The sequence below is a fragment of the Streptomyces sp. NPDC001903 genome (assembly GCF_042891345.1).
GTDB lineage: Bacteria > Actinomycetota > Actinomycetes > Streptomycetales > Streptomycetaceae > Streptomyces.
Genome location: NZ_JBIASZ010000003.1, coordinates 495,300 through 515,042, shown reverse-complemented (window position 1 = coordinate 515,042; position 19,743 = coordinate 495,300). Strand labels below are relative to the sequence as shown.

Annotated in this window: 18 protein-coding genes; 10 read left to right on the top strand and 8 right to left on the bottom strand. The window is 73.5% G+C overall.

Going from position 1 to position 19,743, the window contains the following annotated elements; translation table 11 throughout:
* Nucleotides 1-3: 3 nt before the first annotated feature.
* On the bottom strand, nt 4-2,286 hold the full coding sequence (locus ACFYZS_RS09070; RefSeq protein WP_389008519.1) for an alpha-N-acetylglucosaminidase: 2,283 nt from the start codon (nt 2,284-2,286) through the stop codon (nt 4-6).
* Between the two features lie 323 nt (nt 2,287-2,609).
* The gene (locus ACFYZS_RS09065) at nt 2,610-3,263 is read right to left on the bottom strand and encodes an RDD family protein (protein ID WP_389008516.1); all 654 of its coding nucleotides are present in this window, start codon (nt 3,261-3,263) and stop codon (nt 2,610-2,612) included.
* A 308-nt stretch (nt 3,264-3,571) separates the two neighbouring features.
* On the opposite strand from ACFYZS_RS09065, the gene ACFYZS_RS09060 reads away from it, so the two are divergent.
* A complete protein-coding gene (locus tag ACFYZS_RS09060) occupies nt 3,572-5,236 on the top strand; it encodes a phospholipase D-like domain-containing protein (protein WP_389008513.1) in 1,665 nt (554 codons plus the stop codon).
* A 228-nt stretch (nt 5,237-5,464) separates the two neighbouring features.
* The gene (gene ddaH, locus ACFYZS_RS09055; RefSeq protein WP_389008510.1) at nt 5,465-6,301 is read left to right on the top strand and encodes a dimethylargininase; all 837 of its coding nucleotides are present in this window, start codon (nt 5,465-5,467) and stop codon (nt 6,299-6,301) included.
* A gap of 79 nt (nt 6,302-6,380) precedes the next feature.
* Here the strand turns inward: ddaH and ACFYZS_RS09050 are convergent, their stop codons facing one another.
* Nucleotides 6,381-6,881 carry a hypothetical protein gene (locus tag ACFYZS_RS09050; RefSeq protein ID WP_389008507.1) on the bottom strand — a complete coding sequence of 167 codons (501 nt, stop codon included), beginning with the start codon at nt 6,879-6,881 and terminating at the stop codon, nt 6,381-6,383.
* Between the two features lie 366 nt (nt 6,882-7,247).
* Here ACFYZS_RS09050 and ACFYZS_RS09045 point away from each other — a divergent pair, with 366 nt between their 5' ends.
* The 3 genes from ACFYZS_RS09045 (at nt 7,248) to ACFYZS_RS09035 (ending at nt 9,525) form a co-directional block, all read left to right on the top strand.
* Nucleotides 7,248-8,360: an alpha/beta hydrolase gene (locus ACFYZS_RS09045; protein ID WP_389008504.1), complete on the top strand. Its 1,113-nt coding sequence runs from the start codon at nt 7,248-7,250 to the stop codon at nt 8,358-8,360.
* A 124-nt stretch (nt 8,361-8,484) separates the two neighbouring features.
* Nucleotides 8,485-8,733 carry a hypothetical protein gene (locus ACFYZS_RS09040; RefSeq protein ID WP_389008501.1) on the top strand — a complete coding sequence of 83 codons (249 nt, stop codon included), beginning with the start codon at nt 8,485-8,487 and terminating at the stop codon, nt 8,731-8,733.
* A gap of 99 nt (nt 8,734-8,832) precedes the next feature.
* A complete protein-coding gene (locus ACFYZS_RS09035; RefSeq protein ID WP_389008499.1) occupies nt 8,833-9,525 on the top strand; it encodes an RraA family protein in 693 nt (230 codons plus the stop codon).
* Between the two features lie 18 nt (nt 9,526-9,543).
* Here the strand turns inward: ACFYZS_RS09035 and ACFYZS_RS09030 are convergent, their stop codons facing one another.
* Nucleotides 9,544-11,073: an alpha/beta hydrolase gene (locus ACFYZS_RS09030; RefSeq protein ID WP_389008496.1), complete on the bottom strand. Its 1,530-nt coding sequence runs from the start codon at nt 11,071-11,073 to the stop codon at nt 9,544-9,546.
* 262 nt (nt 11,074-11,335) lie between these two features.
* On the opposite strand from ACFYZS_RS09030, the gene ACFYZS_RS09025 reads away from it, so the two are divergent.
* Both ACFYZS_RS09025 and ACFYZS_RS09020 read left to right on the top strand, forming a co-directional pair.
* Nucleotides 11,336-13,171, top strand: a complete 1,836-nt coding sequence (locus ACFYZS_RS09025) for a hypothetical protein (RefSeq protein ID WP_389008493.1) — start codon at nt 11,336-11,338, stop codon at nt 13,169-13,171.
* 32 nt (nt 13,172-13,203) lie between these two features.
* Entirely contained in the window at nt 13,204-14,889 is a 1,686-nt protein-coding gene (locus tag ACFYZS_RS09020; protein WP_389008490.1) for an AMP-binding protein, read from the top strand.
* A gap of 27 nt (nt 14,890-14,916) precedes the next feature.
* On the opposite strand, the gene ACFYZS_RS09015 is transcribed toward ACFYZS_RS09020, so the two are convergent.
* Nucleotides 14,917-15,243 (bottom strand): putative quinol monooxygenase, encoded by a 327-nt coding sequence (locus ACFYZS_RS09015; protein WP_030160993.1) that lies wholly within the window; start codon nt 15,241-15,243, stop codon nt 14,917-14,919.
* Nucleotides 15,244-15,336: 93 nt separating this feature from the next.
* Nucleotides 15,337-16,092: an IclR family transcriptional regulator gene (locus ACFYZS_RS09010; RefSeq protein ID WP_389008487.1), complete on the bottom strand. Its 756-nt coding sequence runs from the start codon at nt 16,090-16,092 to the stop codon at nt 15,337-15,339.
* 114 nt (nt 16,093-16,206) lie between these two features.
* On the opposite strand from ACFYZS_RS09010, the gene ACFYZS_RS09005 reads away from it, so the two are divergent.
* A complete protein-coding gene (locus ACFYZS_RS09005) occupies nt 16,207-16,899 on the top strand; it encodes a hemerythrin domain-containing protein (protein ID WP_389008484.1) in 693 nt (230 codons plus the stop codon).
* A gap of 10 nt (nt 16,900-16,909) precedes the next feature.
* Here the strand turns inward: ACFYZS_RS09005 and cynR are convergent, their stop codons facing one another.
* Nucleotides 16,910-17,797 (bottom strand): transcriptional regulator CynR, encoded by an 888-nt coding sequence (cynR, locus tag ACFYZS_RS09000; protein ID WP_389008481.1) that lies wholly within the window; start codon nt 17,795-17,797, stop codon nt 16,910-16,912.
* A 124-nt stretch (nt 17,798-17,921) separates the two neighbouring features.
* On the opposite strand from cynR, the gene ACFYZS_RS08995 reads away from it, so the two are divergent.
* Both ACFYZS_RS08995 and cynS read left to right on the top strand, forming a co-directional pair.
* Nucleotides 17,922-18,518, top strand: a complete 597-nt coding sequence (locus ACFYZS_RS08995) for a carbonic anhydrase (RefSeq protein WP_389008478.1) — start codon at nt 17,922-17,924, stop codon at nt 18,516-18,518.
* A 48-nt stretch (nt 18,519-18,566) separates the two neighbouring features.
* On the top strand, nt 18,567-19,037 hold the full coding sequence (gene cynS / locus ACFYZS_RS08990) for a cyanase (RefSeq protein ID WP_389008476.1): 471 nt from the start codon (nt 18,567-18,569) through the stop codon (nt 19,035-19,037).
* Nucleotides 19,038-19,066: 29 nt separating this feature from the next.
* Here cynS and ACFYZS_RS08985 read toward each other — a convergent pair whose 3' ends face one another.
* A complete protein-coding gene (locus ACFYZS_RS08985; RefSeq protein ID WP_389008473.1) occupies nt 19,067-19,696 on the bottom strand; it encodes a TetR/AcrR family transcriptional regulator in 630 nt (209 codons plus the stop codon).
* Nucleotides 19,697-19,743: the final 47 nt, after the last annotated feature.

Genomic DNA, 19,743 nt, shown 5'->3' with positions numbered 1-19,743 from the left:
CGCTCACGCGAGGGCGCCGGCGGGCGGCAGCGCGTCCGCGACGGCGCGCGCGAGGGCGTACGGATCCCCGCTCGGCCGGGTCGGATGACCGGTCGTACGGTGCGCCCAGGCGTCCTCGACGGCGTACCAGTCGACGGGCCGCGGCGCCGCTCCCGAGACCAGGGCCCGGTCCAGCGAGTCGAAGTACCGCGCCCAGCGCGGTGCGTAGAACTCCTCCAGCAGCCCGGCCCATTCGCGGTTCGCGTAGTCGTGCAGCGAGGAGGGCGGCTCGCTGGCGGTACGGGCGCCCCACGTGGTCAGCAGGGAGCGGGCGTCGTATTCCAGGCGGTCGCGCTCCGCCTCGTCCGCGCCCCAGGACCGGGCGGCGGCCGCCCACCGCCCGAACAGGAAGTGCCGGTCGGAGCCGGTGACGGCCGCCAGCAGCCGCTCGTCGCGCTGCCACTCCCCGACCAGCAGCCGGAACCGGCCCAGGTCCTCGGCCCCGTAGGCGGCCCTGATCCGCGGCAGCAGCACCCGGGAGTGGTTGGCGAGGGCCTGGCGGGCCGTGTCCACCAGGTCGTAGCGGTACGCGCTCGAACCGCGCAGCCGGGGCGAGACCTTCAGCAGCGCGTCCAGCGCGGTGCGCACCGAGGCCGCCGGATAGCGCATGCCCCCGGGCGTCCAGGCGCTCGACCTGTTCGCCGTCAGGCTCGGGCGGGCCGTGAACAGGCCGTCCTGCGGCTGGGCGGAGTCCGTCCCCGTGCTGTAGGGGCCGGTGCGCAGGGCCTCCCAGGCGGCCGCCGCGTACCCGTCCCCGCCGCCGTAGCGGCGGCGCGCATAGGCGGCGAACCACTCCTTCCGGTCGAGGGGACCGGGCTCCCAGGCCAGATCGGTGAAGAGCGCGAAGGCCGCCGGATCGACCCCGCCCGCCTCCGGCATGTACGCGATGCCGGCCAGCGCGCTGTCCGGCTTGGCCCGCCACGCGTCGAACCGGCGCAGCCAGACGCCCGTGTTGGCGCCGATCGTCGTGTGCCCGCCGAAGTTGTGGATCGTGCCCAGCGCGTACGGGGTGTGCGCCCAGGAGGTCTCGCGGTCCAGGTTCTCGTAGCGCTCGGACATCCCGTCCACGATCAGCATCCGCGAGGTGTCCACCCCGGAGAGCAGTTCCCTGGTCGGATCGTCCTGCCAGCCCAGTACGGCCCAGATCGCGCCCGGGTGCGCCGCGTCGAGGGCCCGCTGCACGGCGCCCGCGGCCGCCCGCACGTCGACGGAGGCCGCCGTCCCGCCCTCGTGCAGCGGGCTCATCCGGTACATCGCGCTGTCGCCGAACCGGGCGCGCTGAGCGGCGTAGTAGTCGGCGGCGAGATCGGCGAAGACGGGACCGGCGGGATCCAGCCAGTCGGGCCGGGCGAAACCGTCCCAGGTGCCCTGCGGGTGGACCCGGGCGCCGGGGTTGCGGTCGGCGAAGCCGGGCGGCACGGTGCCGAAGTAGCCGGGCAGGACCGGGGTCATGCCGAGGGCGCGCAGCTCGTCGGCGACCCGCGCGCCGAGCGCCGCCCGCTCCTCGACCAGCCGCTCGCCGACCGGCCCGCCGAACCCGCTCAGGTTCTGCAGCAGCCACCAGCCCTGGTGGGCGGGGCCCGGGATCCACGCGCGCAGTTCCGCCGCCGTGTACCCGTGCCGCCGCAGGGCCGCGTAGTACGGATACTCGGCGCCGACCTGGACCAGTACCTCGTTGATGCCGTGCAGGGCGAGCAGGTCGATCTGGCGCAGGCGCTCCTCCCAGGTGCGGTACGCGCCCGCGTACCCGTCGTCGGTGTCGTTGAGGGCGTACCGGTGGCGGACCAGGGCGGTGCGGGTGACCGGCCGCGGGAGGCCGGGCAGGACGTCGGGGAGCGCGCCCAGGCTGTCGCCCGGCCAGCCGATGTCCACCCGGGCCACGTTGCGCAGGTACCAGCCGACCCCGGTCAGCGCGGTCGCGGGCGTACTGCCCCGGACCACGACGGCTCCCGGCCGGCCGGACACGGTGAAGCGGTCCTGGCCGTCGGCGCCGCGGGGGCCGGGCAGGAGGGTGAACTGGAGGGCGTGCCGCGGCGGCAGCAGCCGGCGCAGCGCGGCCCGGGCGGCGGGCAGCCGGGAGCGTGCCGACCCGGCGGAGGGGACGGCCGGGGCCGGTGCGGCCGCGACCGCAGGCCGGGGGACGGGCAGGGCCGGGGCCCCGCCCGGGGCGGCCGCCAGGGCCAACAGCGCGAGGAGGGCCGGGAGCCCGGACCGGCGGGACGGCCTGGGCCGGTCGGATCGTGGCATCGGGGGTCCTCCCGGGTCGGCGTCCCCGCAGGGCGGCAGCCCGATAACGCCACCGGGAGGAGGAGGTGACGGGCCGACGGATGCGCACAGCCCGTACCGCCGAACCGACTCCTCCTCCCGGGCCGGTCCGTCGGCGCCTTCATCACCGGCGGGAAGAGCACGGCGCTCGTCCGCGGCGGCCGCGCAAACGCGCCCACCCGGCGGCGGAGGAGCTCCGCTGCCGGGTGGGCGGTGGGGAGAGAGGGGAGGGGGGAGAAGCGGCCTCACCCCTCGGGCGCGCGGCCCTTGAGGACGCGGCCCGTGAGGAGCCGGCCCTCGAGGACTCAGCTCTTGGGGACCTGGATGACGACGGTGTTGCACACCTTGTCGGCGAAGGTCTGCTTCTTGTCGTCCCACAGCGGCCACAGGAAGCCGATGTAGCAGGGGATGCCGTCGAGGGCGTGGGCCAGCTTGCGGACGAAGGCCATGCCGAACCCGAGGAAGGCGCCGTCGGCCTCGCGGCGCAGGCTGATGCCCACGACCTTCTTGCCGATCGTCTGGCCGGTGGTGCCTTCCTTGTAGAGCTGGAAGATGGCCATGCCCAGGGCGTACAGCCACCCGATCATGAAGAAAACGCCGGGGCCGGAGTTCGCGGGGTCGCTGCTGGCGGCCAGGTCGATGAAGCCGAGGGCGTACATCGGGCCCGCGATGATGAGTCCGTCGAGCAGGTACGCACCGAAGCGCTGGCCCCAGTGCGCGAGCGGGGGCATGCCCGAACCCGGCATGCCGGGCATGCCGGGCGGCGGGTAGGCGCCGTACGGCGGAGGGGTCTGCTGCGGGGCCTGCTGGGGGTAGCCGTACTGCGGCGGGACGCCCTGCGGAGGCTGCTGCGGGTAGCCGTACTGCGGGGGCACGCCCTGCGGGGCCTGCTGCGGGTAGCCGGGCTGACCCTGCGGGGGCTGCTGGCCGTACGGGTTGTTCGGGTCGCCGAAGCTCATGGCGAAAACTCTCCGGTGTCGGAAACGGGGACGTAGCGGATGGATCGGAGGAACATCACCATGTATCCGGTTTGCCCCCCTGAGCTGCCGCGATCTAGCGCGCATCATCGTGGTCGCTCCATCGACCACTTGTCCAATCCGGCCAGAACGGCTCCTTTTCGGCCCTCGCGTTCGGCCGGCCGCACCGCGGTGGCCGAATCCGATGAGTGCGAATTCCCCGGCCTTGTGACCCGGTGGTAACTTCCGCGAGTTGATCTTGCCGGTCGCCCCCTCGCGGCGACGGCGATCCCTCTCGCAAGGAAGTCACCGTGCACCGCCACACCCCCCCGCTCCGCCGCCCGTCCGTTCACCGTCCGTCAGCCCTCGCCGCCCGCGCGGCGGTTCCGGCGGCCCTGCTGGCCCTGTTCGCCGCCGTCCCGGCCGCGGCCGCCCCGGCGGCCGGCCCCGGGCCCTCCGCCCCGGCGCCCCACCTCGACGCGGTGGAGCAGACCCTCCGCCAGGTTTCCCCCGGCCTCGAAGGCCAGGTCTGGGAGCGCACCGGCGGCAACCTCCTCGATGCCTCGACGCCCGGCGGCGCCGACTGGCTGCTGCAGACCCCCGGTTGCTGGGGCGACGACACGTGCACCGCGCGCCCGGGGACCGAGCAGCTGCTCGCGAAGATGACCCGGAACATCTCCCAGGCGACGCGCACCATCGACATATCGACCCTGGCGCCGTTCCCCAACGGAGCCTTCCAGGACGCGATCGTCTCGGGCCTCAAGTCCTCGGCCGCGCGGGGCAACAAGCTCAAGGTGCGCGTGCTGGTCGGCGCCGCGCCGGTCTACCACCTCAACGTGCTGCCCTCGAAGTACCGGGACGAGCTCGTCGCCAAGCTGGGCGCGGACGCCCGCAACGTCGACCTCAACGTCGCCTCGATGACGACCTCGAAGACGGCGTTCTCCTGGAACCACTCCAAGCTCCTCGTGGTCGACGGCCAGTCCGTGATCACCGGCGGCATCAACGACTGGAAGGACGACTACCTGGAGACGGCCCACCCCGTCGCCGACGTCGACCTCGCCCTGCGCGGGCCGGCCGCCGCGTCCGCTGGCCGCTACCTGGACGAGCTGTGGTCCTGGACCTGCCAGAACAAGAGCAACATCGCCAGCGTCTGGTTCGCCTCCTCCAACGGCGCCGCCTGCATGCCGACCATGGCCAAGGACAGCGCCCCCGCCACGCCTCCGGCGGCCCCGGGCGACGTACCGGCCGTCGCCGTCGGCGGACTCGGCGTCGGCATCAAGCGCAACGATCCGTCGTCGGCCTTCCGGCCCGCACTGCCCAGTGCCCCGGACACCAAGTGCGTCGTCGGCCTGCACGACAACACCAACGCCGACCGCGACTACGACACGGTCAACCCGGAGGAGAGCGCCCTGCGGACGCTGATCTCCAGCGCGAACCGGCACATCGAGATCTCCCAGCAGGACGTCAACGCGACCTGCCCGCCCCTGCCCCGCTACGACATCCGCGTCTACGACGCCCTCGCGGCGCGGATGGCGGCCGGGGTCAAGGTCCGCATCGTCGTCAGCGACCCCGCCAACCGCGGCGCCGTGGGCAGCGGCGGCTACTCCCAGATCAAGTCGCTCTCGGAGATCAGCGACACCCTGCGCGACCGCCTCGCCCTGCTGACCGGCGACCAGGGCGCGGCCAGGGCCACGATGTGCTCCAACCTCCAGCTCGCCACGTTCCGCAGCTCCCAGAGCCCGACCTGGGCCGACGGCCACCCGTACGCGCAGCACCACAAGGTGGTCTCCGTCGACGACTCGGCCTTCTACATCGGCTCCAAGAACCTCTACCCGGCCTGGCTCCAGGACTTCGGCTACGTGGTGGAGAGCCCGGCGGCCGCCGCCCAGCTGAACACGCAGCTCCTGGCCCCGCAGTGGCAGTACTCCCGCGCGACGGCCACGATCGACCACGAACGCGCCCTCTGCCAGTCCTGACCCCTCCGCCGGCCACGCGCGGCCGCCCCCGGCAGCCACCACCGGGGGCGGCCGCGGCAATCGGGCCGGGGCAACCGGGCCGCGGTCGCGCCGCCACCGAGCTGCTCGTGCAGTGCGCCCCCGGCGGCCGCGTCGGCTTCATCCGCCGTTCGCCGGGGGCGCACAAGCTCGGCCGGGAAAGACCCCCCTCACCCCGGCCACCACCGTGGCCGCCGCCCGGGAGCGACCATGACCTCTGCCCCGACGCCCTCCGCCCGGCCGCGCGAACAGCGCCCGCGCCGGTACCTGATGTGCCGCCCCACCCACTTCGACGTGGTGTACGCGATCAACCCCTGGATGGATCCGGAGAAGCCGGTCGACGCCGGCCTCGCCGTCCTCCAGTGGGAGCGGCTGCGCGAGCTGTACCGCGACCTCGGGCACACCGTCGAGCTGATCGAGCCGGTACCCGGCCTGCCCGACATGGTGTACGCGGCCAACGGGGCCACCGTCGTCGGCGGCCGCGTCCTCGGCGCCCGCTTCCGCAACGCCGAGCGCGTCGCCGAGGGGCCCGCGTACCTGGACTGGTTCCGGGAGAACGGCTTCACCGAGCTGCACGACCCGCAGTACGTCAACGAGGGCGAGGGCGACTTCCTCGTCACCGACGGCCACGTCCTGGCCGGGTACGGGTTCCGCAGCGACGAGCGCGGCCACCGGGAGGCGGAGGCCTTCTTCGGCCGCCCCGTCATCGGCCTGGAGCTGGTCGACCCGCGCTACTACCACCTCGACACGGCGCTCGCCGTACTCGACGGCGACGAGATCATGTACCACCCGGAGGCCTTCGCCCCCGCCGCCCGCGCCCTGCTGGAGACGCTCTTCCCCGACGCGCTGCTCGTATCCGCGCAGGACGCCGCCGTGTTCGGGCTGAACGCCGTGAGCGACGGGCTGAACGTGGTGCTCCCCGAGGCCGCCGAAGGGCTGGCCGGGCAGCTGCGCGAGCGCGGCTTCCACCCCATCGGCATGGACCTGTCCGAACTGCTCAAGGGCGGCGGCAGCGTCAAGTGCTGCACCCTGGAGATCCGGCCCTGACCCTTCCCCGTCCTGCCGGTGTGCCGCGGCCCCGGGCGGGGTCGCGGCACACGGCGGGTGCGGATGCGCGGATGCGGGGTCAGTGGAACAGCATCGAGGCGTCACCGGCCGGCGTCGTGACCGAGCCGGGGCACAGGAAGCTGCCCGAGGTCTTGGTCGCGGTGAAGGCCTGGTTGACGTACTTGCGGGTGGCTCCGTCACGGTTCCACGTGATGTTCGTGGCCTTGTAGCGGCAGGAGATGAAGCTCTGCTTGCCCGTGATGTCGATGGCGTCCGTCTTGGCGAGGCCCGCGGCGTCGTCGAAGGCGAACGCGGGGTTGTTGTTGAGGGAGGCGGTGATGCCGCCGTTGCATCCGAGGTTGCCGCCGGGTGCGTTGATGGTGGTGCGGTCGACGGTCAGCGCGCTCGGGGGATTGGCGCTGGTGCGTGCGTTGGTCCAGGTACAGGTGTTGCCGGCGACGACGATGACGCCGTCGAGCCGCTGATCCGCGGTGGGGCCCAGGGCCGTCGCCGACGTCGCCGCGCCGACGATCACCGCTGCTGCCAGTACGGCCGCGCCCGGCCATGTCGAGATCCTCATGCTGTCGCTCCTCTTCGCCACGTCCTCGTGGGGTGTGAAGCGGGGCCCTGAGGGGCCCCGCCGGCGTGCGCCCGGCCTGACGGAGGCGGTTTCCGTACCGGCGCGGGGAGAGAGCTTTCGAGACACGCCAGGGAACGTCCCACAGGGACCTTGAAATGTCAGGACCATGTCAAGCTATTGGCTGGAGTTCGCCCCAGGCCGGGCGGAGCACGCGGTGCGCGCGCAGGCGGGCGACTTCCTCTTCCCTGTGCACGGTGTGGAACGGATCGGGCCCCGTTGCGGTCTAGCCCTGTGCGACCGCACGTGCGGCGCCGCCGGACCGAGGGTCCGTGCCGACCAGGCCAGCGCAGAGAGTTCCCCTGATCCGTGAGTCTCACCAGCAGTACGCTCCTGATCCTCGTCGTCCTCACCACGGTGCTGGCCTTCGCCGCCGCCGTACGGCTGTGGCCACGCCTCGGCCGCCGCGGCGGGCGGCCGGTGCTCGGCCGGGTCGGTGTCGTCCTGACGCTCCAGGTGCTGCTCCTCGCCTCAGTCGGCCTCACCGCCAACCGGACCTTCCTGCTCTACGGTTCCTGGGCGGACCTCGCCGGCGCGGAGCGGCCGATGCCCTCCCTGGGCCAGGACGCCTCCGCGGGCGCCGCGGTGCGCGTCCTCGGCCACCAGCCGACCGACGTCCCCGGCGGCGGAACGCCCCACATCGGCGGGAGGATCGAGAAGATCAGCCTGCGGGGCGAAGGCTCCAAGGCCGTGGTCCAGGCGTACGTGTACCTGCCGCCCGAGTACTTCCAGAAGGGGAACGAGAACGTGAGGTTCCCCGCCACGGTGGTGCTCACCGGCTTCCCGGGGATGGCCGAGAACCTGCTCAAGGGACTGGACTACCCGAAGACGGCGTGGAGGCTCGCCAAGCAGAAGAAGATGCCGCCGATGGTCCTGGTGATGATGCAGCCCTCGGTCATACCGACCCGCAACACCCAGTGCGTCGACGTGCCGGGCGGCCCGCTCAGCGAGACCTTCTTCGGCACGGACCTGCCCAAGGCCGTCTCCGGCGCCTACCGCGTCGGCACCTCACCCTCGAACTGGGCCATCATGGGGGACTCCACCGGGGGTTACTGCGCGCTGAAGGTCGCGCTGGAGCACCCGGAGCACTACGCGGCCGGAGTGGGCCTGTCGACGGACTACAAGCCGGAGCTGGACCAGGACTCCGGTGATCTCTTCCACGGGAACACCGCCGAGGAGAAACGATCCGACCTGCTGTGGAGCCTGGACAACCTGCCGCAGGGCAAGTCCTCCTTCCTGGTGGCGACCTCCAAGCAGGGCGAGCCGAACTACAAGGACACGCAGAAGTTCGTGGCGAAGGTGAAGGCGCCGGCGCGCGTCTCGTCGATCACGCTCGACAGCGGCGGCCACGGCTTCAACACGTGGCGCCGGGAGATCCCGCCCGCCCTGGAATGGCTCGGCGGCCGCATCTCCGCGGAGTGAGCCGGCCCCGGCCGGGTGGGTGAGCCGCGCTCACCCGCCCGGAGCAGCCCGCCGCCCCGCCCCGCCGACCCGCGCGGGCCTGCGCCCGGATGCGGCCCCGGCCGTCCGGGCGGAGGCTGGGGCCATGCACCACGCGCCGATCCTCGTCCACCCGATCGCCCCGGCCGGCGGCCGCCGCGTCTCCCTGCGGGCCGAGGGCCGGGACACCGTCCTCGGTCTGGCCTTCAACGACGCCGACGTGATCGAGTTCCTGCGCCGGGCCGGCGTACCCGACCCCGACGACGTGGTCCTCGGCGACTCGGAGCTCGTCGAATGGCAGGGCGACGAACCCCACACCTACGCGGCGCAGCCCTCCGACACCGACATCCCGTGACTCTCCGTCCCGAACCCCCGCGCCCGGGCGGCCGGGAAGGCACCATGGGGGGCGGTGGCTGACCCAAGCCGTCCGTTCGGGAGAAGAAGGGGAGACGGCATGCTGAAGGCCTTCGCCGACCTGTCCACGCCGCTCGTGGCCGATGCCTGCGTCCGGAGCGGGGTGCCGCTGCGCGTGGCGCCGCCCGGGATCCGCACCGTCCTGCCCGGCCACCGGGTCGCGGGCCGTGCGCTGCCGGTGCGCCACTACGGCAGCGTCGACGTGTTCCTGGAGGCGTACGGATCCGCCGAGCCGGAGGACGTCCTGGTCATCGACAACGGCGGCCGGACGGACGAGGCCTGCGTCGGCGACCTCTCCGCGCTCGAGGCGGAAGCCGCCGGCGTGAGCGGTCTCGTCGTCTGGGGGCTGCACCGCGACACGGCCGAGCTGGCCGAGATCGGCCTGCCCGTCTTCAGCTACGGAAGCCACCCCTCCGGGCCGCTGCGGCTGGACGAGCGCGAGCCGGAGGCGCTGGTCACCGCCCGGTTCGGGCCGCATCTCGTCGGCGGCTGGGACTTCGTCTTCGGCGACGCCGACGGGGTGCTGTTCGTGCCCGCCGACCGGGTCGAGGAGGTGCTGGACATCGCGCTCACGATCCGCGAGACCGAGCGCGAACAGGCCCGCCGGATCCGCTCGGGCGAGACCCTGCGCAGCCAGACGGCCTTCGCCGACTACCTGGTCCTGCGCGACGCCGACCCCTCCTACACCTTCCGCCGGCACCTGCGCCGGATGGGTGGCGCCGTCGAGGAGTGACGGCGCCCGCCATCCGGATCACGCCGCCGGGCACGCCGTGTCCCCGGCCGGCAGGGCGCCGTCCAGCAGGTAGCCCTCGACGTACGCGTCCACGCACGCGTTGCCGTTCTGGAACTGGCCGTGGTCGCCGCCCTCGACGGTGACCAGCCGCGACCCGGCCAGCCCGCGGTGGGCGCGCACGGCCGCCTCGTAGTAGGTCGCCGGGTCGTTCTTCGAGTTGAGCATCAGCACCGGCGGCAGCCCCTCGCCGGTCACCTTGACGCGCGGCGCCTTGGAACGCGGCCAGTTCGCGCAGACCGAGGCGAACGTCAACTCCCGCGCCCCGGCCAGCGGATGGGTGCGCGTGGCCTCGGCGCTCTCCTTCACCCAGTACCGGAGGTCGCGGTTCCACGGGGTGTCGCCGCAGGTGACCGAGAAGAAGTCGGCGACGAACTCCGCGCCCATGAGGTGCCTCAGCCTGTCGGCGACCGCCTTGCGCGTCTGCGCCGGAGCCTGCTCGGGATGGGCCAGGAAGCCGAGGAGCGCGGCGAGGTCCGCGAACTGGTCCGCGTTGTACAGGGCGTTGGTGGCCGCCGCGTCCAGGTGGTTCGGCGTGATGACCGTCCCCTCGACGTCCAGCGGCCGGTCGTGCAGGGCGGCGCGCACCCGCTCGTACGAGGCCCGCGCCTCCTCGGCGGTGCGCCCCTGGTGGTACGTGGCGTCGTTGGCCGCCAGCCACGGCAGGAAGTCCTGCTCGAAGCGGCGCTGGAAACTCATCGGCTGCCCGGTCAGGAAGGACTGCCAGTCCCCGGTGAAGTCGATGTTGCTGTCGAGGACGACCCGCTCCACGCGGCGGGGGAACCCGGTCGCGTAGTACGCCCCGAGGAAGGTGGCGTACGAGGGCCCGTAGTAGGAGATCCTCTCCGCGCCGAGCAGCTCCCGGTACAGGTCCATGTCGTGGACGGCCTGATCGGTGGTGATGTACGGCAGCAGGGCGCCCGAACGGCGCTCGCAGTCCCGTACGAACTCCCGCGCCCGGTCGAGGGTCCGCCGGACGGCGGCCGCCGAGCGGTCGCGCAGGTCGCCGCCGCCGAACATGGCGTCGACCTCGTCCTGGTCCGAGCAGACGACCTTCGTGCTGGCGCCCACCCCGCGCTGGTCGAAGCCGACGATGTCGTACGCGGCCGCCAGCTTCGGGCTGTACGAGGCGAGCCGGGCCGGCCGGGGGAGCCCCGAGGCCCCGGGACCGCCGGCCGCCATCATGAGCACGCCCCGGCGCTTCGCCGGATCCGGTGCGCGGTGGCGGGAGACCGCGATCGTCAGGTCGGGGCCGGAGTCCGGGTGGTACCAGTCCCGCGGCACGGACATCGAGGCGCATTCCAGCGGACCCTCCGCGCAGGGCCGCCAGTCGAGCTGCTGCTGCCGGTACCGGCCCGGCACCGGCGGGGTCGCGGCCCCGGCCGCCGCGGCGCTCGCGGCGCCCGCAGGGACGACGGGCAGGGCGGCCGCGGCGAGCAGGGTGCAGGCGGCGGCTGCGAGCCAACGCCCGGGCTTCTTGAACACGTGCATCTCTGAACTCCCCCTGGGATACGGCTGGTCCCCTTGATCGTCCCGCGCGGGCCGCCGCGCGCTCGATATCCCTGCCATCCGTGTCCGGGGTGGTGCCAGTGCCACCGTGCGGCGGTGCGGCGGCTTTGCCCGGGGGCGGGGAGTCCGTAGCAGAACCGATACTTCAAGCCTCGGTGACGTGTATCGCACGCAGCGCTACATTGCCCACGCCCCGCGGCTGCGGGGAGGTGCGGGCCGTACGGCCGGGGGAGGGGCATCGACGATGGGCTCTGGAGTCTTCGCGAAGCTGGGGAGCGCGATCACGGCCAAAACGGCCGCCGTGGCCGCCGCGGGCGCCCTGGTGGTGTCCGGCGCGGTGGGGGCCGGCGTATGGGCGCTGGGGGACGGCCCGCGGCTGGCGGTCGTCCAGCGCAGCGTCTCCGTCCAGGTCGCGGCGGGCGGTGAGCAATCCGCCGTCGCCGCCTGCCAGGCGCACGAGAAGGCGCTCGGCGGCGGGTACGCGATCACCGGCGGCGGCTTCGCCACGAACAGCCTCTTCGTCGGCGATGCCTGGCTGGCGGCCGCGTACAACCCGGACGCCGCGCCCGCCACCCTCACCTCGTACGCGCTGTGCGTCAACGCGAAACCGGAGTTCCTGGGCGGTGTCACCTGGTCCGAGCAGGCGCACGCGTTCCACGACCGGGGCAACAAGGTGACGGCCACCGGCGGCGGGTTCATCCACGACCTCACGACCGAGGGGCCGTTCGCGGAGGCGGCCCGCCACGCCTCCGCCTCGCCCTCCTGCCCCGGGGACTTCACCTCGCTGGGCACCGAGTTCCGTGCGGGCCGTACGGTGACGGGCCGGGGCGTCGCACCGGTCCCGCTCGACACCCTGACCACGAAGTCGGTGTTCGCCGGCGAGGCCAAGGCCGTGCCGTACGCCGCCCTCAACCCGGGCACCCGGCTCAGCCCCGGGGTGTTTCCGCTCCACTCGTCCGAGAACATCGTGCGCCAGACCCGGATCGAGGACCCGCAGCCGCCGGAGGCGAACTACGCGGTGGCGCTGCGTCCGATCTGTGTCCGGCTGAAGGACGTGTCCGTGGCCACCGCGAAGGTGACGGTGGCGGCGGGCGGCAGCGCCGACGCGGCCGTGTCCTGCCCGAAGGGGAAGCTGGTGGTCGGAGGCGGCTTCCAGTTCCCCGCCGAGAACGAGACGGGAGCCGCGGAGGCCCCGGCGCGCTTCTTCGGCGACGGGTGGCTGTACGCGCCGACGGACGCACCGGCGGCGGGCGGTGAGCCCTCGGGCGCCAAGGTGAAGGCCTGGCACGTCACCGGAAGGAACCAGCAGAAGGCCGGTCTCGACTACCACGACTCGGTCTGGATCGAGCACAGCGACCGCGAGACGCTCACCGGCAACGGCTACTTCGACACGCACCGCCGCGGTCCGGACGACCAGGAACTGCGGGTCGCACCGGTGCCGGACGGTCAGTCGCTGGTCGCCAGCGCGGTCTGCGCGAAGATCGACGCCAAGCCCACCGAGCCGGCCAAGGCCCCCGCCCCGCCCTCCGTCTCCCGACCGGAACTGCCGCACGCGCTCGATCCGGGGCCGGGTACGACGGACGGTACGGTCCCCGCGTCGCCCTCACCCTCCGCCCCGGCCCCCGGCGCTTCGCCGTCGGCCAGCCCGTCCGCCCAGCCCGGTACGACGCCCACGCCCGGCGGCCCCAACAGCCCGGGGACCCCGACCAAGAGCGGCCCGAGCCGGCCGGGCACCCCGTCGCAGAGCGGCTCGCCGACCCGGCAGCAGCCGCAGCCCCCGGCGGTGGGCATCCAGCAGCCGTCCGGCGGCGGCCAGTTGCGGCGCGGCTGCGAGGAGTCCTTCGCCGGAACGGCCCGGACCCGCCCTGACGACCGGCCCCTCACCGACCCGCAGTACACGAGCTGGCGGATCACGGGCCCGAACGGGCCGGTGACGCTGGGCGCGGGCGCGTCGGGCCGCTTCCTGGTCCCGCTGCTCCCGGACGGGACGTACAAGCTGGTGTTCAGCGCGACCGATCCGGCGGCCGGACTCACCGGCAGCGCGGAGATCTCGGTCAGAATCGTCGGCTGCATCCGCTGACGGGGTGGCCGGGGCCCGGGACGAAGAGGATCATGAGGGAGGCGCCGGCCCGCCGGGCCCCGCCCCGCCACCGAGTCCAGGAGGTACGTGTGTCTGCCGCGTCGAGCTATGCATCCGGGGTCTTCGAAGTACCGCTGCTGGGCGACACGATCGGCGAGAACCTGGACCGAACCGTCCGCCGGTTCCCCGACCGCGACGCCCTCGTCGACCTCGCCGCCGGGCGCCGGTGGACGTACGCGGAGCTCGCCGCCGATGTCGACGCCCTCGCGCTGGGCCTGCTGGACCTGGGCATCGCCAAGGGGGACCGGGTCGGGATCTGGGCGCCCAACCGCGCCGAGTGGACGCTGGTGCAGTACGCCACGGCCAAGATCGGGGCGATCCTCGTCACCGTCAACCCGGCGTACCGCTCGCACGAGGTGGAGTACGTCCTGCGCCAGGCCGGGATCCGGCTGCTCTTCGCGGCGGAGCGCTTCAAGTCCTCCGACTACGCCGGGATGATCGAGGAGGTCGCGCCGCGCTGCCCGGACCTGGAGTTCACCGTCCTGCTGGAGGCCCCCCGGTGGGCCGCCCTCCTGGAGCGGGGCCGCGGCGGCGATCCGGCCGACCTGGTACGGGCGGCGGCGGAGCTGAGCCCGGACGACCCGGTCAACATCCAGTACACCTCGGGGACCACGGGCTTCCCCAAGGGGGCGACCCTCTCCCACCACAACATCCTCAACAACGGCTTCTTCGTCGGGGAGTTGTGCCACTACACCGAGCAGGACCGGGTCTGCATCCCGGTGCCCTTCTACCACTGCTTCGGCATGGTGATGGGCAACCTCGCCTGCACCAGCCACGGTGCGGCCATGGTCATCCCCGCGCCGGCCTTCGACCCGGCGGCCACCCTCGCCGCGGTGGAGGCGGAGTCGTGCACCTCGCTGTACGGGGTCCCCACGATGTTCATCGCCGAACTGGCCGCGCCCGGCTTCGACTCGTACGACCTGTCCAGCCTGCGTACGGGGATCATGGCGGGCTCGCCCTGCCCGGTCGAGGTGATGAAGGAGGTCATCGACCGGATGGGGATGCGCGAGGTGTCGATCTGCTACGGGATGACGGAGACCTCGCCGGTGTCCACGCAGACCCGCTCCGACGACTCGGTCGAGCGCCGGGTGTCCACGGTGGGCCGCGTCGGACCGCACCTGGAGGTCAAGGTGGTCGATCCGCAGTCGGGGCGGACCGTACGGCGCGGGGAACCGGGGGAGCTCTGCACGCGCGGCTACTCGGTGATGCTGGGCTACTGGGGCGAGCCGGAGCGCACCGCCGAGGCCGTGGACGCCGCGCGTTGGATGCACACCGGCGACCTGGCGGTGATGGACGAGGACGGCTACCTGAGCATCACGGGCCGCATCAAGGACATGGTGATCCGGGGCGGGGAGAACGTGTACCCGCGCGAGATCGAGGAGTTCCTCCACGGCCACCCGGACGTCCTGGACGTGCAGGTCATCGGCGTTCCCGACAGCAAGTACGGGGAGGAGCTGATGGCATGGGTCCGGATGCGCGAGGGGGCGCGGCCGCTGACCGCGGAGGCCGTCCGCGCGTACTGCGACGGACGGCTGGCCCACTTCAAGATCCCGCGGTACGTGCACGTCGTGGAGGAGTTCCCGATGACCGTGACCGGCAAGGTCCGCAAGGTCGAGATGCGCGAGGCGGCGGCCCGGCTGCTGGGGCTCTCCTCGTAGCGGCAGCGGCAGCGCCGGGCCGGGCGGTCAGCTACGGGGGGACAGCTCGGCCATGGCGCTCCAGCCCTGGCCGGGCACCTCGACGTGGATGATCTCCGGGGTGCTCGCGATGGCGCCCGCGAGAGTCTCCATACCGGCCTTGAAGTGGTCGGACGCGACGTGCGCGGCGCCCGCCTCGGCGTCGGTGAAGGCTTCCAGGAGGGTGTACTTGGTGGGGTCGTCGACGCTGCGCGACCAGTCGTAGAAGAGGTTGCCCGGCTCGTTGCGGGTGGCGCGGGTGAAGTCGTCGACGAGCGTGAGCCAGTTGTCGCTGTGCTCCGGACGGACGTCGAACCTGACGGCGATGAAGATCATGGCGACCAGCCTGGCACCCCGCGGCGGCCCGCGCATCCCCATCACGCCGTGTTTCCGGCAGGGCCGGAAACACGGTCCTCCGGGCAGCCGGCCTCAGGCGCAGTCCGCCGCGGCCCGGGCCAGCGCGGTACGGATCTCCCGCGGGCGCCGCCGGAACTCCTCGGTCGGCAGCGACACCGACAGGGCGTGCACCGCGTCCCCGTCCCCGTCCCCGTCCCGGTCCCGGCCGCGCGGCAGGGCGACGGCCAGGCAGGTGTACGCGGGGTCGGCCTCGCCGATCGACACGGCGAAGCCCTGCCCGCGGACCCGGGAGAGCTCCGCCTCCAGCAGCTCGGCGCTGGTGATGGTGGCGCCGGTCAGGCGGGCCATCCCGTGCTCGGCCAGGTACCGCCGGCGCAGCGGCCGGGGCAGCTCGGCGAGCAGCGCCTTGCCGTGCGCGGTGGCGTGCGCCCGGGTCTCCCGGCCGGGGGTGAACGGGTGTCCCGCGTCCGTGACCGGCGCCGTGGTGTCGACGACCGTGATCAGACCGCCCCGGTAGGCGGTGTAGTACGCCTCGGCGCCGGTGCTGCGGCGCAGCCGGGTCAGCAGATCGGCCATGCGCGGCGCGGGCTCGAGGTGGCGGAGCAGGCTCCGGTGCAGCTGGGGGATCCGCGGTCCCAGCACGTACCCCTGCGCCGTGCGGACGAGGTACCCGCGTGCGGTGAGCGGGGCCAGGAGGTGGTAGGCGGTGGACAGCGAGCACTCCAGCCGGCGGGCCAGGGCCTTGGCGCCGACCGGTCCCGGCGCGTCGGCGACGGCGTCGAGGACCGCGAGCGCGCGGTCGACGGACTGCGGACCGGTGGGCGGCATGGCGAGGATCTCCAGGGAAGCGGGGCGGGCGTACCCCGAGCCTATGACGCGGCGGACGGGCGGCGTTCATCGGACGTTGACCCGACGCTGACACGGGGCGCGCACAGTCTCCTCATGGACAGCGAACACGTCGCCGCCGCGCGGCCGTACGGCCCGGCGGCTGCCGACCTCACCGGCGTCCGGGTCGCCCACCGCGCGATCCTGGCCGACATCGAGCGCCTCGCGGGGCTGCTCGCCGCTCTCGCCGAGGCCGCCGAACCGGCCGGGCCCGCGCGGGCCGAGGCCATCGCCGGGTACGTGCGCCGCTACAACGACGTCGTGCGCGGCCACCACCGCGAGGACGAGATCCTGTGGCCGGTCGTCCTGGACGCCGTGCCCGACGCCGCCGAGGCGGTGGCCGGCATCGTCCGCTTCGTCGCCGACCACGAGGCACTCGACGCGCTCCGGGCCGAGTGCGACGCCGTGGCGGCCCGCTTCGCCGCCGAACCCGGGCGCCACGCGGGCCGGCTGGCCGGGCTCCTCGCCGCCCAGCGGGACCTGCTGGCCGCGCACCTCGAAGCCGAGGCGAGGCACGTCCTCCCGGTCATCGCCCGCCAGGTGCCCGGATCCGCCTACGCCGCGGCGCAGGCCCGCATCCGTACGGCCGACCGGTCCGCGGACCCGGCCTGGTCGCGCGCCTGGCTGCTCAGCCACGCCACCGAGGACGAGGCCCGCCGCCTGCTGCCCGCCGGTGCGGGCGCCCCGGCCGTGCTGGAACCGCAGCTGCGGGCGTACGCGGCCGAGGCGTCGGCGGTGTTCGCGGGCTGACCGGCCGAATTCAGGAGCCCGCCCACTCCCGGGCGAGCGCGGCGAAGGCGCGGACGGCGGCGCTCTCGTACGCGCTCTCGCGGCGCAGCAGGACCACGGTCCGCGCGGGCAGGGCGGGATCCAGCGGGACGGGGTGCAGCGGGGTGTCCTCGCGAGTGAGGGCGTCGGGGAGCACGGTGGCCAGCCCGGTGCGCCGGACGATCTCGGTGAGGGCGCTGATGGAGTTGGCTTCCACGGCGATCCGCGGTTCGACGCGGTGCCGGCGGAAGTAGGCGTCGATGTGGGCCCGCGTGGCGAAGTCGCCGCTGAGCAACGCGAGCGGGCAGTCGGGGAGTTCGGCCACGGGCAGGGGCTCGGTGCGGCCGGCGTGCGGATGGCCGGGGCCCACGACCAGGCCGAGGGTCTCGGTGAACAGGTCGGCGGAGCCGATGCCGGGCAGGTGCGCGCCCTGGAAGGCGATGCCCAGGTCGACGGCGTCGGCCAGCAGCGCCGCCTCCAGCCCGCCCTGGGTCATCTCCTTGACGTTCAGGGTGATTCCGGGATGGAGGGCGTGGAGCCGGGCGGCGAGCGGGCCCAGCAGGTACGCGGTGAAGGTCGGGGTCATCGCGAGGCGCAGGCCGCCGCGGGACAGGTCCGCCACGTCCAGCACGGCCCGCTCGGCGGCGGCCAGGTCCTGGAGTGCGCGGCGCGCGTACGGGACGAAGGCCGTGCCCGCGTCGGTCAGGCGTACGGCGCGCCCCGAACGGTCCAGCAGCCGGACGCCCACGGTCCGCTCCAGCTGTTTGATCTGCTGCGAGAGCGTGGGCTGCGAGATGTGCAGCTCCTCGGCGGCGCGAGTGAAGCTGCCTTGCTCGGCCACGGCCAGCAGATAGCGCAGATGGCGCAGTTCCAGGGACATGGCAGCAAGTATAGATGGCAGCAATAGCGATCATGCCTAGTGCGTCTTGGACACTATAGATACAGGTCATGCATGGTGGATCTCGTCAGCCCGACCAGGGCCGGCCCCACCGAAGGGAGTGACCGTGCAAGACCTCACCGAGGGCCTCGCGCACTTTCAGCAGGACGTCTTCCCGGCGAAGGCGGAGCTCTTCGCCCGCCTGGCGACGACCCACCGGCCGCCGACGCTCTTCATCGGCTGCTCCGATGCCCGCGTCGTCCCGGAGCTGATCACCCAGCGGGAGCCGGGCGAGCTGTTCGTGATCCGGACCGCCGGCAACCTCGTACCGGCGCACACGGAGGGCGGGGGCGGCGGAGACGGCGTCGCCGCCAGCATCGAGTACGCGGTCGCCGTCCTCGGCGTGAGCGACATCGTGGTCTGCGGGCACTCCGCCTGCGGCGCCATGACGGCACTCGCCTCCGGCCAGGACCTCGGGGAGCTGCCCGCCGTCGCCCGCTGGCTGCGCCACGCGGCCCCCGCCGAGGCGCCGCGGGGCGAGCCGGCGGCCCTGATCCGCGGCAACGTCGCCGCGCAGCTCGCGAACCTCGCCACGCATCCCGCGGTGGCCCGCGCCCGGGCGGCCGGGACCGTCACCCTGCACGGCTGGGTCTACGACATCCCCACCGGCACGGTCGAGCGGGTCGCCCCGGCCGACGGCCGGTCCGCCGCCCTCGCGGCCTGAAGTCGGCAACCACCGCCCCAACCACCCGACCCCGAAAAGGAACCTCCCGTGATCCACGCCCAGTTCGACCCCTCCGCCCGCCAGGCCCTGGCCATCGCCGCCGTCGACGCCAAGGCCCGCAAGGACCTCTCCTGGCAGCAGATCGCCGACGCGGCCGGCCTGTCCGTCGCCTTCGTCACCGCCGCGGTGCTCGGCCAGCACCCCCTGCCGGCCGCCTCCGCCGAGGCCGTCGCCGGACTCCTCGGCCTCGACGCCGACGCCGCGCGGCTCCTCCAGACCATCCCGACCCGCGGCTCGATCCCCGGCGGCATCCCGACCGACCCCACCATCTACCGCTTCCACGAGATGCTCCAGGTGTACGGAACCACCCTCAAGGCTCTGGTCCACGAGCAGTTGGGGGACGGCATCATCAGCGCGATCAACTTCAAGCTGGACGTCAAGAAGGTCGCCGACCCCGACGGCGGAGAGCGCGCCGTCATCACCCTCGACGGCAAGTACCTGCCGACCAAGCCCTTCTGAGTCGGCCGTTCACGGGTGATGGGCCGGCCTCAGCGGGCCGCCCCGTCGTTGATCGTCGACGTCGCTCGGTCCAGAGCCGCGGTGACCGCCGCCACGAGCCGGTCGCCCGCGCGGTCGACGCTGCCGTTCTGCGCGCTGACCTGGGCGCCTTCCAGGAGGAAGGTGATCTCCGCGGAGAGGTCGTCGGGTGCGTGCGCGCCCGCCCGCTCGCACATGGCGGTGAGGCGGCGCCGCTGGTCGGCCTTGTGGTTCTCGATCAGTCGGCGGGCCGGATGGCCGGGGTCGCCCAGGCCGGCGATGGAGTTCACGAACGGGCAGCCCCTCCGGACGATGTCCGGCAGCCCTTCGGCGATGAAACGCGCCACGGCGAGCACCTGGGCCCGGCCGTCGTCCGGATGTTCCGCCTCCACCCGGTCGAAAGCGGTCGAGTACCCCGCCGCGACGATCCTCAGCCACTCCTCGATCAGCGCGTCCTTGGTGGCGAAATGACGGTAGAGGGCCATCTTCGTGGTCTTCGCCCGCTCGGCGATCGCCTGGACTCCGACGGCCCGGACGCCGTCCCGCAGGAAGAGTTCCTCGGCCGCGTCGAGGATGCGCTCGCGCGGCGGGAGGAGGGCGACCCTCGAGTCCCGGCCCGGCCGCGGGGGGCTGCTCGTCATGGTGCGCCTCGCTTCGGTCGCGTTGGCCGGGGTCCGGAGCCATGTTA